This window comes from Achromobacter sp. NCFB-sbj8-Ac1-l, assembly GCF_052695805.1.
Genome location: NZ_CP199812.1, coordinates 4,927,852 through 4,943,665, shown reverse-complemented (window position 1 = coordinate 4,943,665; position 15,814 = coordinate 4,927,852). Strand labels below are relative to the sequence as shown.

Sequence of the window (15,814 nt, the reverse complement as noted above, 5' to 3'; positions counted from 1 at the left end):
CAGCAATGCGCGACCTGCGCGCGCCCCGTATTCCGACGCATTTGACGAGTCCCGCCATGGCCACCCGACCCGCATCCAAGCCAGCCCCTTCCACGCGCCCCGCTCCGCAGGCGCTCAAGGAACTGTTCTCGTATCGCCTGAACCGCCTGGCCTACGTGTCCAGCCGCATCGCTGCTGGCCTGAACGAAAGCCGCTACGGCGTGGGGCCGCGCGAATGGCGCATCATCGCGCTGCTGGGGGCGGCGCCGGACATGTCGTTGAACACGGTGGCGCGCGAGGCAAATATCGACAAGAGCCAGGCCAGCCGCACCGTGTCCGAATTGATCGAACGCGGCCTGATCCAGCGCAGTGCCGACAGCCAGGATGGCCGCGGCGTCAGCCTGGACCTGACGCGCGCGGGCCGCGCACTGTACGACGAGATGTTCCCGGCGGCGGTCGAACGCAACGAGGCCATGCTGTCGGTGCTGACGCAGGCCGAACGCGACGCCATGGAACGCATGCTGGACAAGCTGACGGGTCACGCGCTGGACATGCTGAACGAGTGCAAGGCGGAAGTGCCCGCACGTCGCGGCCGGGGCGTGCAGCCACGCTGAGCGCGGGGCGCGCGCTTTTTTTACCCTTATTGTTGATTTAATCAATTAATTTGCACGTTGCCATTGGCAAAGGATATCCGTGATGTCGGAACTGATCATCGAAGACCTGGGCGCCGTCCGGGTGCTGCGGTTGAACCGCCCGGAAAAGCACAACGCACTGAATACCGCGCTGACCACCGCGCTGCTGGACGCGCTGCGGCAGGCGGACCAGGACGCGGCCGTGCGCGCGGTGGTGCTGACGGGCAACGGCAAGTCGTTCTGCGCCGGCGCCGACACCACGGAATTCTCGGCCCTGACGCCGGAGCAACCCGATGCGGTGCTGCGACGCGCCGACCTGACCACCGACCTGCACCTGGTGTTCTCGCGCATGGCCACGCCGGTGGTGGGCGCCGTGCACGGCAACGCGCTGGGCGGGGGCGCCGGCCTGGCGCTGGCCTGCGACCTGACGGTGATGGCCGAGGACGTGCGCTTTGGTTATCCCGAGCTGCGCCATGGGATCGTGGCCGCCGTGGTGATGGCCAACCTGGTGCGCCAGGTGGGTCGCAAGCATGCCTTTGAACTGGTGGCGATGGCCGAACCGATCGACGGCGCCCGGGCCCTGGCGCTGGGCATCGCCAACCGTGTCGCGCCCGCCGCGCAGGTGCTGGACCAGGCACTGGCCATGGCGCAGCGCCTGGCGGGCTGGGAGCCAGCGGCCATGGGGCTGACCAAGCGGGCGTTCCATCGCACGGCCGACCTGGGCCTGGCCGAGGCGCTGGGCGTGGGGCGCGACGCCAACGTCATCATGCGGGGCTTTCGCCAGGGAGCGGTGCGATGAGGCCGCTGGAAGGGGTCACCATCCTGGACCTGTCGCGCGTGCTGGCCTGCCCGTTCGCCTCGATGATCCTGGCCGAGCTGGGCGCGGACGTCATCAAGGTCGAGCAGCCCGGCGGCGGCGACGAAACGCGGGGCTTCGAACCCAAGGTGCAGGGCGAAGGCGGGACGGAATCCGCCTACTACCTGGCCTTCAATCGCAGCAAGCAATCGGTCACGGTGAACTTTCGCCACCCCGAAGGCCAGGCCGTGATCCGGCGCCTGGCGCAGACCTGCGACGTGGTGGTCGAGAATTTTCCCGTGGGCACGCTGGCGAAATACGGCCTGGACCGCGACCACATCGCGCCGGATAACCCCGGCCTGATCTATTTTTCGTGTACCGGGTTCGGCATGACCGGGCCGTATGCGCCGCGCAAGGGTTACGACACCGTATTCCAGGCGATGGGCGGCATCATGAGTCTGACCGGCGAGCGCGGCGGCGGTCCGGTCAAGCCCGGCCTGCCGGTCAGCGACCTGACCTCGGGCCTGTGGGCCGCCATCGGCATCCTGTCGGCGCTGGTCGGGCGGGCCCGTTCGGGCCAGGGCTGCCATATCGATTTTTCGATGCTCGACGGCCAGGTAGGGCTGCTGTCGCTGGCGGCCGCGCGCTATTTCGCGCTGGGCGAAGTGCCGCCGCGGCTGGGCACCGAGCACCCGGGGCGGGTGCCGTCCGCCGCGTTCGAATGCGGCGATGGCCGCTGGGTCCAGATCACCGGCAGCGACCAGCACTGGAAGCCGCTGTGCGAAGCGCTGGAATTGCCGCAGTGGGCCGATGACCCGGACCTGGCCAGGAACGCCGTGCGCGTGGCGCGCCGCGAAGAAGTCATGGCCGGCCTGTCGGCAGCCGCAGCCCGGCTGACCCGCGACGAACTGTGCCGCCGTTGCGATGCACGCGGCGTGCCGGCGGGGCCGATCCTGGACGTGGAAGAGATCCTGCACAACGAGCACGTGCTGGCGCGCGGCATGGTAGCCAGTTACGACCACCCGTCCATCGGCCGTTTCGGCGCCGTGCCCGTGCCATTCAAGTTCGACGGTTTCGACGATCCGCGGCTGGAGCGTCCACCCTTGCTGGGCGAGCACACCGACAGCGTCCTGGGCGGGCGGCTGGGCCTGTCGCCCGCGCAGATCGAAGCCTTGCGCGCCCAGGGCGCGATCTAGGACTGCCGTGACGAGCGCGTATTCCGTTTCAACAGGCATCAAGGCCTTGGGGCATGACGCCTCGGGCCTCATCTGATTCACCCCAAAAAAACACAATATTCCAGGAGACAACCCATGAAGATTCTGCAGCGCCTGTTATGCGTCGCGGCGGCGGGCGCGTTAAGCGCCTCGGCCGTCGCGGCCGATTCGTATCCCTCGCAACCGATCACGCTGGTGAACCCCTATGCCGCCGGCGGTCCTGCAGACGTGCTGGGCCGGGCCCTGGCGCGCGAGCTCGAAAAGCAGCTGGGCAAGACCGTCATCGTCGAGAACAAGGCCGGCGGCGGCGCCGCCATCGGCGCCAGCTTCGTCGCCCGCGCCAAGCCCGACGGCTACACGCTGCTGCTGGGCACGTCCGCCGCCCACGTGGTCACGCCGCTCATGCAGCAGACGCCGTACGACGGCATCAAGGATTTCGCCTTCGTGTCCATCGTCGCCAACCAGCCCAACATGCTGGTGGTGCGGCCCACGCTGAAGGCCGAAAACATCGAGCAACTGATCGCGATGGCGCGCAAGGAGCCTGGCCGCATCAACTACGCCTCGGCCGGCCCCGGCAGTTCGCCGCACCTGGGCGCTGAACTGTTCCGCGAACGCGCGGGCGTGGACATCGTCCACATTCCCTATAGCGGCGCTGCGCCGGCCATCAATGACCTGGTGGGCGGGCAGGTGGACATGGCCGTGCTGAACCTGGCCGCCAGCCTGCCATTCATCCGCAGCGGCCGCCTGAAGGCGCTGGCCTACGCCAACGACAAGCGCTCGCCGCTGTTGCCCGACGTGCCGACCCTGGCCGAATCCGGCGTGAAGGGCGCCGAGTCCGCGTCCTGGTACAGCCTGGCCGCGCCCAAGGGCACGCCGCCGGAGGTGCTGCAACGCCTGAACGACGCGGTGGCGAAGGTGAATGCCAATCCCGAATACGCCAAGCTGATGCAGGCGCAGGGTGTGGACCTGTGGAACATGACGCCGCAGGAAGCCACGGCATTCGTGGAAAAAGACCAGACCGCCATGCGCAAGCTGGTGCAGGCGGCGGGGTTGATGAAGAAGTAAGGGAAGCTGGCTGGGAAGGGGGGCCGCCTTGGGCGGCCCCTTCTCGTTCATCCCGCCAACGCCGCCACGCGCGTGAGCGCCTCGCGCGTTTCAGCCACCAGTTGTTCCACGACGGCGCCTGCCGGTTGCAGGCTGTCGATCAACCCGGCGCTTTGTCCGGCTTCGACCTTGCCGCCTTGCACGTCGCCGTCGAAGGCGGCCTGTTTCAGTGAGCTTGCCGCGAACATCGCGTCCAGCGCGGCGGCGTCGCCGCCGCGTTCGGCGGCCAGGTAGTCGTGCGCGAAGGCGTTGCGCAGCATGCGTACCGGCGAACGGCCGCGGCCCACCAGGGTCGTGTCGGCCACGCCGGCGGCCAGCACGGCGTCTTTGTAGGCGTCGCAGACGCCGGCTTCGGGCGTCAACAGGAAACGGGTGCCCAATTGCGCGCCCGCCGCGCCCAGGCACAGCGCGGCGGCGATGCCCGCGCCGTCGGCGATGCCGCCAGCCGCCACCACCGGCACCGTCACACGCCGCACCACTGCGCGCACCAGCACGTGCAGGCCGATCTCGTCCGGACCGGGGTGGCCGCCGGCTTCCAGGCCCACTGCGATCACGGCATCCACGCCCGCCGCTTGCGCCTTGGCGGCATGCTCGGGGCTGGCAATGACCTGCAACCACTTGATGCCCGCTTCGCGCGCGCGCCCGATGTGCTTTTGCGGGCCGCCCTGGGACGCAATGATGACCGGCACGCCCTTGCCGATGGCGATGTCCATGTGTTCCTGCGCGCGCTTGTTGTACAGCGGAATGTTGACGGCAAATGGCGCGTCGGTGCCGTCGCGTACGTCGCGGATGGCGGCGCGCAGCACGTCGGGGTACATCGGGCCGGCGGCGATCACGCCCAGCCCGCCGGCGCGCGATACCGCCAGCGCCAGCGCCGCATTGGACGAGGCCCAGCTCATGCCGCCCTGGATGATCGGATAGCGCGTGCCGAGCAAGCGGGTCAACGGGGTCTGCAGAGTCATGGTCGTCGTGCCTGGGGAAAATCCCATTCTGGAATATTTGGTTGATAAAATCAACCATATTCGATGCCGCACGGCATTCATGGCGACGCGGTTATTGCCGGGGCGGCGAGGCGATTTGATTATCATGTGAAGGTCCGGCCTGCGGCTGGACCGTCCCGAGGAGGGGGCGTTTCCCATCATCAATAAGAACAATCATGTCTGGCAATACCGATACGCTTTCCGTGCGCACCCTCGTTTTGGGCACCCTGGTCGTGCTTCTGGCCATGGGCGTGCGCGCCACCTTCGGCCTGTTCATGCAGCCGATGGGACTGGCCCATGGCTGGGGCCGCGACGTTTTCTCCATGGCCTTCGCGCTGCAGAACCTGGTCTGGGGCGTGGCCTGTATCTTCATGGGTATCCTGGCCGACCGCTATGGCTCCGGCCGCACCATTGCGCTGGGCGCGGTGCTGTACATGCTGGGCATGATCGGCACGCGTTTCGCCACCGACGAGGCCACGCTGTACCTGAGCGCCGGCGTGCTGGTCGGGCTGGGCCAGGCGGGCACCACGTTCCCGGTGATCCTGCCGGTGGTGGCCCGCGCCGTGCCGCCGGCCTACCGCAGCACGGCCATGGGCATCGCCAGTGCCGGCGGTTCGCTGGGCCAATTCGCGGTGGTGCCTACGGGCCAGGTCTTGATCTCCGGGCTGGATTGGCCGGGCGCACTGTGGGTGCTGTCGCTGTTCGTGGCCTGCGCCGCGCCGCTGGCGTATTTCCTGCGCGGTCGGCCGCAAGCCCAAGGCGGACCGCAGCAATCGCTGGCCGCCGCGGTGCGCCAGGCCGTGCGTCATCCGTCGTTCCATTTCCTGTTCTGGAGCTATTTCGTCTGCGGCTTCCACACGGCCTTCATCACGCTGCACCTGCCGGCCTACGTCACCGACGGCGGTCTGACGCCCGGGCAGGGCGCCACCGCCGTGGCGTTGATCGGCCTGTTCAATGTGCTGGGCTCGTTCTACGCCGGCAAGCTGGGCGGCAAATACAGCAAGAAGCGTCTTCTGGCGGTGGTCTACGGCATGCGCGCCTTCGGCATCCTGTTGCTGTTGTGGATGCCGCTGTCGTCCTGGGTGCTGTATGCCTTTGCCGCCTGGATGGGCCTGTTCTGGCTGGGCACCGTGCCGCTGACCCAGGGGCTGATCGGGCAGATCTACGGCCTGCGTTATGCGGCCACGTTGTCCGGCATCGTGTTCCTGGGCCACCAGTTGGGCAGTTTCATCGGCGTGTGGCTGGGGGGCTATGCCTATGCCACGACCGGCAACTACGACCTGGTCTGGTGGCTGGGCGTGGTGCTGGCGGTGGTGGCCGCGTTGCTGTGCCTGCCGGTGCGCGAGCAACCGGTGACGCAACCGGCTGCGGCGTCCGCGTAATCACCCCGAGTCCGCCATGAATCCCACGCCCGCCTCGCCGCCCGCTTCGCCCAGACGCCACACCGGCTGGCGCGTGGCCGGCTGGGCCGCGCTGGCGCTGGTGCTGGGCCTGGCCTTCTGGGGCTACACCACGCCCGAGATGCAGATCCACTGGGAAAACCTGGCCTCACTGTGCGGTTTTTAGCCACGTAGACGGGGTCGGCTCGCGGTATCCTACGGCGGTGAATTCTTCTTCGCCTTCCATGCAGGACACACCGCTTTCCTATCCCGACCTCAGCTTGCCCGACATCGGTGGCCTGCCTGCCGCCGACATGCTGGTGCTGACCGTCAACAACCGCCTGTCGCGCCGGCTCACGCTCGAGCTGGCCGGCTTGCTGCGCCAAGAGCGCCAGGTCAGTGAACTGCCCCGCATCCTGCCTTTGTCCGCCTGGTTGGCCGAATCCGCCAACGAACTGGCGTTCGAGGCCGACGAAGGCGTGCCCGCCTACCGTCTGGACAGCTTCGCCACCCAGCTGGTCTGGACCGAAGCGATCCGCGCCGAAGAAGCTGAACGCGTGCTGCTCGACGCCAGCCAGGCCGCACGCCTGTCGATGGACGCCGACCTGCTCATGGACGAATGGGCGCTGCATGTGCCGTCCGGCGCCGATACCGACGAATACCGGGGTTTTGCGCGCTGGCGCCAGCGCTATCGCAAGGCCTTGGCCGCCATCGATGCCGAAGACGCCAACCAGGGCTACGCCCGGGTCCTGGGTGCACTGGAAGACGGCCGCCTGGCGACGCCGGGGCACCTGGTGCTGGCGGGTTTCACTGACCTGTCGCCGCGGTTCCGGCGCCTGCTGCAGGCGTTCGAAGAACAGGGTTGCCTCATCGCCCAATGGCGCGACGCGCAGCGCGCGCCGGCTGCGCCGCGGCGCTTCGAGGCGCCCGACCAGGGCGCTGAATGGCGCGCCGCGGCCGAGTGGGCGGCCAGCCAGCTCAAGCAGCATCCCCATGGCCGCTACGCCATCGTGTCGCCGCAACTCGAAGCCGAATCCCCGTTCGCGCGCCGCATTCTCAGCCAGGCGCTGGCTGGCCATGGCGGCCAGCCCGCGTTTGCCTTCAACGTGGCGGTGGGCCGGCCGTTGAATGAATGGCCCCTGGCGCGCGCCGCGCTGGCCTGGTTGCGGGCGCTGGCCGAGTGCGCGGCGGGCAAGGGCTGTGGCGTCGAGATACTGGGCGCTGCCTTGCTGGCGGGCCATTGCGCGGGCGACGTCAGCGAACGCGCCCGGTTGGCGGCCCTGGACGCGCGCTGGCGCCGCCGCGGCCAGGTCCACGTTGCCGCGGCCGAGTGGCGCAAGCAGCTGGCCGTGGTACCGCCCTTGGCGCAGGCCTGGGGCCAGGCCATGGAAATCTGGACGCAGGGGGGCAACCGTGCGTCCTGCGATGTCTGGATGCTGCGCATGAAGGCCGCCCTGACGGCGCTGGGTTTTCCCGGCGAAGGCGTGCTGGACAGCGTCGGCTACCAGGTGCTTGGCGCCTTGGGCGACGCGCTGGCCAGCTTTTCGGCGTTGGCGCCGGCAGCGGGCAAGCTGGGCGGCGTGGCGGCGGTCAACCTGCTGCAAAGCGTGGCGCGGTCGGCCTCGTTCCAGCCGCAACGCGATCCGTTGGCGCGGCTGGACGTGCTGGGTCTGCTTGAAGCCGAAGGCGGCTTCTGGGATGGCGTCTGGATGCTGGGCCTGACCGACGACGTGCTGCCCGCGTCACCCAAGCCCAATCCATTGTTGCCGCTGGCGGTGCTGCGCCAGGCCAAGGCGCCGCGGGCCACCCCCGAACGCGAGCGGGAATGGGCCGAAGGCATGTATGCCGCGCTGTGCCGGTGTGCGCCTGAACTGATCGTCAGCCACGCCCGCATGGACGGCGAACGCGAATTGCGGCCATCGCCCCTGATCGCGGCGGCCCTGCCCGCCGACTGGGCGCCTGCGCCCGCACAAGGCGTTGCCGCGCTGCCGCAGGAATCGCTGGACGACTCGCAAGGCCCGCCGCTGGCGCCGGACGACCGCAGCGGCGGCGGCCTGGACGTGCTCGACACCCAGGCCCGCAATCCGCTCTGGGCCTTCGTGCGGCACCGGCTGGGCGGGCGCGAACTGGCACCATACGCCGACGCCGCCACGGTGAACGTGCGCGGCCAGTTCCTGCACAAGGCGCTGGAACGGGTGTGGGGCATGCTGCCCGATCAAGAGGCCCTGCACGAGACGCTGGCCACGGGCCGCCTGCCCGCGCTGCTGGAACAGGCGGTGGCGCAGGCGGCCGACGAAGAACTCAAGGAATACGCCCCGGCGCTCAAGGCGCTGGAATGCGCGCGGGCCCTGACCGTGCTGGCGTCGTGGCTTGACATGGAAGCCCAGCGCCTGCCATTTACCGTGGCCCAGGTCGAGAAAAACCACGAGTGGCACCGCGGCGCGCTGCACCTGAAACTGCGGCTGGACCGCATCGATGCCCTGGCCGACGGCCGCAACGTCATCGTCGACTACAAGACCGGGGTGGCCGCCGCCAAGCCCGAACCCGACTGGTCGCGCAGCCGCCCGGTGAACGTGCAGTTGCCGTTCTACGCCTCGGTGCTGGCCGACGCCGCGGGCGGCGAGGTCGCCGGCCTGGTGCTGGCCCAGATCCACGCGCGCCAGGTGGCGGCGCAGGGCCTGGCCGACGAAGACCTGGGCATGCCGGGCGTCACCCTGGCCGCGGACAGCAAATATTTCGACGGACTGTCGTGGCCAGAAATACGCCAGCGCTGGCGTAGCGCCATCGAATCGCTGGCCGACGAATACGTGGCCGGCTACGCCGCCAATGTGGCATATCGCCGCGACGATCTGAAATACTGCGACGCGCTGCCTTTCCTGCGCTTGCACCTGGATGACGAGGACGCCTGAGCCATGGCCGATACAGAACGCCAGCCCCAGGACCACGCCGCGCGCGCGGCCGCGCTGGACCCCGCGCGCTCGTTCCTGGTGCAGGCTCCCGCGGGGTCGGGCAAGACCGAGCTGCTTACCGACCGCATCCTGGCGCTGCTGGCCACGGTGAATCGCCCGGAAGAAATCGTCGCCATCACTTTCACGCGCAAGGCCGCGTCCGAAATGCATGCCCGCGTGCTCAGCAAGTTGCGCCGCGGCCTGGATGCTCCGCCCGATGCGGCGCACGAACGCCGCAGCTGGGACCTGGCCCGTGCCGCGCTGGCACGCAACGATGAACAGGGCTGGCACCTGCTGGACCACCCGGCGCGCCTGGCCATCCGCACCATCGACTCGTTCTGTGCGGGCCTGGTGCGCAGCATGCCGTGGCTGTCCGAATTGGGAGGCATGCCCGAGATCACCGACGATGCGCGCGGCCACTACGAGGCCGCGGCGCGCGCCACGCTCGACCTGGCCGACGACTACGACGCCGTGCGCATCCTGCTGCAGCACATGGACGTGGATGTGCAGGCCGCCAAGGAAGCCATCGCCGCCATGCTGGGTCAGCGCGACCAATGGCTGCCGCTGCTGCGCCATGGCTCTGACCGCGAGGCCTTGGAGGCCACGCTGGCCGAGGCCATCGGCGAAGACCTCGACGCCCTGTGCGAGGCCATGCCCTTGGGCTGGGCCGACGCCCTGTCGGGCCCCGCCCGACTGGCCGCCACGCAGTTGCAGGACGGCGACGATGACAACAAGCTTGCCGCATTGCTCGACTGGACCGATGAACTGCCCGCCGATGCCGAGGTGCTGGACGAGTGGCGCGCCGTGGCGCACCTGCTGCTCACCGGCACCGGCACGCTGCGCAAGACCGTCAACAAGAACCTGGGCTTTCCGGCCAAGTGCGCCCACAAGGAACCCTTCGTGGCCTGGCTGGAAAGCGCGGACCCCGACGCCCCCTGGGTGCGGCGCCTGGCCGCCGTGCGCGATATCCCCTCGCCGCACTTTTCGGACGCCCAATGGGAAGTGCTGGGCGCGCAGCTCATGACGCTGGCCCTGGCGGTCGCGCAATTGCGGTTGCGGTTCGCCGACACGGGCGAGGTCGATTTCATCGAAATCTCGCAGCGCGCTGCCGCGGCGCTGGGCAGCGCCGACGACCCCGGCGAACTGCTGCTGAAACTGGACGCCTCCATCCGGCACCTGCTGATCGACGAATTCCAGGACACCAGCCAGACGCAGCTGGACCTGCTGCGCACGCTGACGTCCGGCTGGCAACAGGGCGACGGCCGAAGTCTTTTCCTGGTGGGCGATCCGATGCAGTCCATCTACCGTTTCCGCAAGGCGGAAGTCGGGCTGTTCCTGGAAGTCGCCGAACAAGGCGTGGGCGAACTGCAACCGGGTTTTCTGAACCTGACCGACAATTTCCGCTCGCAGGCCGGCATCGTCGACTGGGTCAACCAGTCCTTTGCGCAACTGCTGCCCAAGCGCAGCGACGCGGCGGCGGGCGCCATCAAGTACAGCCCGTCCAGTGCATTTCACGAGGCCCTGCCGGACCCGGCCGTGCGCTTTCATCCCGCCTGGTCGCGCGCCGGTGCGGCCCCGGCGGAAGAACAGGCCGAAGACATCGCCGTGGGCCTGGTGCGCCAGGCGCTGGCGGAAAACGCCGGCAGCAAGCACCCCGTCGCAGTGCTGGTGCGGGCCCGCAGCCACCTGGGCAACCTGACGCGCCGGCTGGCGCAAGAGGGTATCCGCTGCCGCGCGGTCGATCTCGTGCCGCTGGCTTTGCGGCCGGTGGTGGCCGACCTGGTGCAACTGGTGCGCGCCTTGTCGCATCCGGGTGACCGGCTGGCCTGGCTGTCGGTGCTGCGTGCGCCGTATTGCGGCCTGACGCTGGAATCGCTGCAGCACCTGTTCGGTGCCGACCACGTCACGCCGGTGCCGGTGCTGCTGGAACGCGCGCTGCGCATCGTGCCGGCCCAGGCGGCCGCGGGGGGCTTCGAGGCCACATCCGGTTTGGCACCAGGGAAGCGGTCCGATCGCACCGCAGTCGCGCACCAGGGGGGGCAGTTCGGTCACGCTGATGCCGCGCCCCAAGGATCGCTGTTCGATCACACGGAAGCGCCGCCCCAAGGATCGCTGTTCGACGACGCCGAAGCCCCGCCGTATGGGGACCCATCCGCCGATACGCCCTCGACGCCCGTGGCGCAGACGCTATTGCACCCGGACGAATATGCCCGCCTGCGCCAGGTGGCGATGGTGCTGCTGGACACGCGCAACGCCTCGGGCGCCATACCCTTCGCAGCCTGGGTCGAAGCGCTCTGGCGTCGTCTGGGCGGCCCGGCGCTGTACAGCGGCCCATCGGTGGCCACCGACGCCGAAAGCCTGTTCCAGCTGGTCGAGCGCCTGGCACCCCATGGCGCCATCGACCCGGCCGCGCTGGACGCCGGCATCGCCCGCTTGTTCGCCGCGCCTGACGCGGCCGACGAAGAAGCCGCGGTCGAAATCATGACCATGCACAAATCCAAGGGCCTGCAGTTCGACACGGTCATCCTGTACGGTCTGCACCGCGCCCCGCGTGGCGACCAGCCGCCGCTGGTGCGCTTCGAGCAAAGCGGCGGCCGCGTGCTGTTCGGCCCGGTCAAGGCCCGCGCCGAAACCGAAGCCGACCCGGTGTCGCGCTACCTGGGGGCGCGCGAAGCGCGCCGCGCTTCCTACGAAATCGACCGCCTGCTGTACGTGGCCGCCACCCGCGCCCGCAAGCGCCTGCACCTGGTTGGCCATGTCTCGATCGACGAGGCCAGCGGCCAGCCCAAGACCCCGTCCTCGGCCAGCCTCCTGGGCCGCCTGTGGCCCTGCCTGACCCCGCCCGTGCCCCCGTCGTCCGGCGAAGACGCCGCCGCGCCGCCCGAAGACGGCCCCGAATGGCAAGGCGAACCCCTGCGCCGCATCGATACGACCGGCCTGGCACACCTGTCGCGCCAGGCCGACGTTGCCATCAGCCCCGGCTTCGCTGCCGCCGCGCGCGGCGCCTGGGGCGAGGGCGGCGAGCATCCCGCCTGGCAACTCGAGTCCGGCTACGACGCGGCCATCGGCACCCTGGCCCACGCATGGCTGGCCCGCATCGGCCAAGACGGCGTCGCCGCCTGGCCCGCCGAAGCACTGGCTGACCGACTGCCCGCCATGCGCCGCCAACTGACCCGCGCCGGCATCCCCGCCAGCCAGGCCGACGCCGCCTCCGAAGCCGTGCTGGACACCCTGCAAGCGACCCTGTCCGACGACCGCGGCCTGTGGCTCCTGTCCCAATCCGGCGCCCGCCGCGAATGGCCCCTGATCGACGCCGCCGGCAAGGTCTCGGTCATCGACCTGGCCCTGAGCACCGAAGATGGCTGGCTGATCGTCGACTACAAAACCGGCCGTCCCCAACCCAACGAGTCCCCCACCGCCTTCGCCCAACGCATGCGCCAACGCCACGGCGACCAACTCCTGCGCTACTGCGCCCAAGTCACCGCCCTTGACGGCCGCCCCGCCCGCGCCGCCCTCTACTTCCCCCGCGCCAAAGCCTGGATAGACCTGACTCCACCCCCCTAAGTCAGCCACTCCACACCCAATCAACGCGACACAACCAATCAACGCGACACAACCAAAAGAAGCCAAACCGAAGCCAGCACGCCACAAGACAAGCAAGCAAGCAACGCCCTCAACCAGGCAAATAAAGCCAGCCAGTAAACAAGGCAAGCAGACAACGCAAAGCAAGCAAAGCGAGCAAGCAAGGCAAAGCGAGTGAGCAAGCAAGCAAGGCAAAGCGAGCAAGGCAAAGCGAGCAAGGCAAAGCGAGCAAGGCAAAGCAAGCAAGGCAAAGCGAGCAAGCAAGCAAGGCAAAGCGAGCAAGCAAGCAAGGCAAAGCAAGCAAGCAAGGCAAAGCGAAGCGAGCCAAAAGGACAAGCGAAGCGACGTCCTCTCCCCCTCCCCCCCGGGGGGAGGGCCGGGGAGGGGGCCCCCCTACAGCCCCCTGGGGCCCGCCAATCAAGAGGCTAGCAAGCGAGCAACGCGAAGCTCTGCTAGAATCTTGATTGGCGGGCCCCTTCGCATGGTTCGACGGTGAACCTGGTCAGGTCGGGAACGAAGCAGCCATAGTCGTTTAGGGTCAGTGCCGGAGTAAGGCTCGCCAACCGGTTTCTCAAAGGGGACGGGGTTGTTTTCCAAGGGGGATTCCCCGGAAGATGATTCCGTCCCCTTTGCATTTCACGCCGGCCATCGCTTAGGCTCTTGCAAAGGCTCTACAATCCCGCCATGACTTATCTGGTACTGGCCCGCAAGTGGCGGCCGCGATCGTTCGATACCCTCGTGGGACAGGATCACGTGGTGCGCGCGCTGACGCATGCGCTCGACACCCAGCGCCTGCATCATGCCTGGCTGTTCACCGGCACCCGCGGCGTCGGCAAGACCACGCTGTCGCGCATCCTTGCAAAATCCCTGAACTGCGAAACCGGCATCACCTCGAAGCCCTGCGGCGTCTGTCGCGCGTGTACCGAGATCGATGCCGGCCGCTTCGTCGACTACCTCGAGCTGGACGCGGCGTCCAATCGCGGCGTCGAGGAAATGACCCAGCTGCTCGAGCAGGCCGTCTACGCGCCGGGTGCGGGCCGCTTCAAGGTCTACATGATCGACGAAGTGCACATGCTCACCGGGCACGCGTTCAACGCGATGCTCAAGACGCTGGAAGAGCCGCCGCCGCACGTCAAATTCATTCTTGCCACCACCGATCCGCAGAAGATCCCGGTCACGGTGCTGTCGCGCTGCCTGCAATTCAACCTGAAGCAGATGCCGGCCGACTCCATCGTGGGCCACTTGCAGGCGGTGCTGGGCGAAGAGCAGGTCGGCTTCGAAGTCCCTGCGCTGCGCCTCATCGGCCAGGCCGCGTCCGGCTCCATGCGCGACGCGCTCTCCCTGACCGACCAGGCCATCGCCTACAGCGCCGGCAACCTGACCGAAGACGCCGTGCGCGGCATGCTCGGCACGATCGATCAACGCCACCTGGTGCGCCTGCTCGACGCCCTGGCTGCCGGCGATGCCAAGAGCGTGCTCGCCGTGGCCGACGAGCTGGCAACCCGCGGCCTGTCGTATGCCGGCGCGCTGGCCGACCTGGCTGTGCTGCTGTCGCGCGTGGCCATCGAGCAGCGCGTGACTGGCGCGATGCCGGCCGAAGACCCGTTGGCGGCCGATATCGCCCGCCTGGCGCAGGTGCTGCATCCCGATGCCGTGCAACTGTTCTATTCCGTGGCGGTGCATAGCCGCGGCGAACTGACGCTGGCGCCGGACGAATACGCCGGCTTCATCATGGCCTGCCTGCGCATGTTGGCGCTCAATGGCGACGCCGGTCCGCAGACGGCCCTGGAAGCGCCCGCCACGCCGGCCCGCCAGACGGCAGAGCCGGCCACGGCAGCCGCGCAGCCGGCGCCGGCTGCGCCGGTCGCAGCCGCACCCGTTGCGTCGCCGGCGCCTGCCGTGCAAGCCTCGGCGCCCGCTGCGGTGACGCCGTCGCCTGTTGCGCAAGCCGCCGTTGTTCAGGCACCCGTCGATCAGGCACCCGCCGTCGCTCAAGCTCAGGCCGCACAAGCGTCCGCCGGGCAAGCGCCGGCCAGCCGGGCCGCCACGAATCAGCCCCCGGCGACGCAGCCCGACGCGGCGCAAGCGCCGGTTGCCCAGGCCGCTGCGGCGACGCCCGTGCCGGCCCCTGTCTCCGCCCCGGCTGCTCCGGCGCAGGTTGCCAGCGTGGCAGATGAACCTGCCGCAAGCCCCGCCGCCGCACCGGCCGTTGCGCCGGTTGCCGCAGCAGCCGCCGCTGCGAACTCGGCAGCCGCTGCGCAAGCGCCGTCGGCTGGCATTCCGCCCTGGGAAGAGATTCCCGCCGACGCGTCCGCGCAATCCGTCGCGCCGGCCGCGGCTGCGCAACCGTCTGCTCCCGCGAATGCGGCAACGGACGCGCCGGCATCGCCGCCTGCTGCGGGAACGCCCGCCGCCGGATTGCCCGTCGCCGGATCGCCCGCCGCCGGATTGCCCGTCGCCGGATCGCCCGTCGCCGGATTGCCCGTCGCCCCCAAATCCGCACCGCTCGCTGTGACGCCGGCCGCTGCCGCTGTCGCGCCCGCCGCGGACGACAACGATGGTCCGCCGTCCTGGGTCGACGAGGAAATTCCCTTCGAAGCCGAAGGCGGTTTCGTACCGGACGGCGGCTTCACGTCGGATCCCGACGACGACTTCGAAACCCTGGCCAGCGCGCCGTCGGCGGCCCCGGTGCCGTCGCCCGCGCCCGCCCGGCGTGACGGCGCCGCCCCGGCGCGCAAGCGCCAGACGCGCGCCCGCCTCGCCGACATGACCTCCACCGCCTGGCCCGAGCTGGCCGCGCGCCTGCCCGTAACCGGGCTGGCCGCCGAGTTGGCCCGCCAAAGCGAATGGGCCGGCGTGCAGGGCGATGCCGTCATCCTGCGGGTGGCGGTCCGGACGCTGGCCGAAAGCGAAAGCCGCGTGCGGCTGCAGACCGTGCTGTGCGAACACTTCGGCCAGGGCATCCGCCTGGATGTCGACGTCGGCGCCGTCGGCGAAGCCACGGCCCACGCCGTGGCCCAGGCCGAGCGTGCGGCGCGCCAGCAGGCCGCCGAAGACGCGGTCGCCGTCGACCCGTTCGTGCAGGCGTTGCTGTCCGATTTCGGCGGCCATGTCGTGGCCGGCTCGATCCGCCACGTCGATCCCCCTTCCGCCGCCGCCTGAGGCGCCGGCAAATCCCCTTATTCCCCTCGTTCAAGGAA

The 15,814-nt window shown here is 69.3% G+C and carries 10 protein-coding genes and 1 other RNA gene; 10 read left to right on the top strand and 1 reads right to left on the bottom strand.

What is annotated here, in order from left to right:
- The first annotated feature begins 56 nt into the window (after window positions 1–56).
- From ACUDP5_RS22635 to ACUDP5_RS22620, 4 genes are all read left to right on the top strand, one after another.
- Entirely contained in the window at window positions 57–593 is a 537-nt protein-coding gene (locus ACUDP5_RS22635) for a MarR family winged helix-turn-helix transcriptional regulator (RefSeq protein WP_263911464.1), read from the top strand.
- Window positions 594–675: 82 nt separating this feature from the next.
- A complete protein-coding gene (locus ACUDP5_RS22630) occupies window positions 676–1,410 on the top strand; it encodes an enoyl-CoA hydratase/isomerase family protein (protein WP_263911466.1) in 735 nt (244 codons plus the stop codon).
- Window positions 1,407–2,603, top strand: a complete 1,197-nt coding sequence (locus ACUDP5_RS22625; protein ID WP_263911468.1) for a CaiB/BaiF CoA transferase family protein — start codon at window positions 1,407–1,409, stop codon at window positions 2,601–2,603. Before ACUDP5_RS22630 ends, ACUDP5_RS22625 begins: the two co-directional genes overlap by 4 nt.
- Window positions 2,604–2,717: 114 nt before the next feature.
- The gene (locus ACUDP5_RS22620; RefSeq protein WP_263911469.1) at window positions 2,718–3,686 is read left to right on the top strand and encodes a tripartite tricarboxylate transporter substrate binding protein; all 969 of its coding nucleotides are present in this window, start codon (window positions 2,718–2,720) and stop codon (window positions 3,684–3,686) included.
- Between the two features lie 47 nt (window positions 3,687–3,733).
- On the opposite strand, the gene ACUDP5_RS22615 is transcribed toward ACUDP5_RS22620, so the two are convergent.
- Window positions 3,734–4,687 carry an NAD(P)H-dependent flavin oxidoreductase gene (locus ACUDP5_RS22615; protein WP_445657246.1) on the bottom strand — a complete coding sequence of 318 codons (954 nt, stop codon included), beginning with the start codon at window positions 4,685–4,687 and terminating at the stop codon, window positions 3,734–3,736.
- Window positions 4,688–4,881: 194 nt separating this feature from the next.
- Here ACUDP5_RS22615 and ACUDP5_RS22610 point away from each other — a divergent pair, with 194 nt between their 5' ends.
- The 6 genes from ACUDP5_RS22610 (at window position 4,882) to dnaX (ending at window position 15,776) form a co-directional block, all read left to right on the top strand.
- Window positions 4,882–6,087, top strand: a complete 1,206-nt coding sequence (locus ACUDP5_RS22610; protein ID WP_445657245.1) for an MFS transporter — start codon at window positions 4,882–4,884, stop codon at window positions 6,085–6,087.
- A gap of 16 nt (window positions 6,088–6,103) precedes the next feature.
- On the top strand, window positions 6,104–6,271 hold the full coding sequence (locus ACUDP5_RS22605; protein ID WP_263911471.1) for a hypothetical protein: 168 nt from the start codon (window positions 6,104–6,106) through the stop codon (window positions 6,269–6,271).
- Between the two features lie 58 nt (window positions 6,272–6,329).
- Window positions 6,330–8,993 (top strand): PD-(D/E)XK nuclease family protein, encoded by a 2,664-nt coding sequence (locus tag ACUDP5_RS22600; RefSeq protein WP_445657244.1) that lies wholly within the window; start codon window positions 6,330–6,332, stop codon window positions 8,991–8,993.
- A gap of 3 nt (window positions 8,994–8,996) precedes the next feature.
- Window positions 8,997–12,596, top strand: a complete 3,600-nt coding sequence (locus ACUDP5_RS22595; RefSeq protein ID WP_445657243.1) for a UvrD-helicase domain-containing protein — start codon at window positions 8,997–8,999, stop codon at window positions 12,594–12,596.
- Window positions 12,597–13,080: 484 nt separating this feature from the next.
- Window positions 13,081–13,178: signal recognition particle sRNA small type (gene ffs / locus ACUDP5_RS22590), an RNA gene on the top strand.
- Between the two features lie 120 nt (window positions 13,179–13,298).
- Window positions 13,299–15,776, top strand: coding sequence for a DNA polymerase III subunit gamma/tau (gene dnaX, locus ACUDP5_RS22585; protein WP_445657242.1), 2,478 nt, complete (start codon window positions 13,299–13,301; stop codon window positions 15,774–15,776).
- Window positions 15,777–15,814 lie beyond the last annotated feature (38 nt).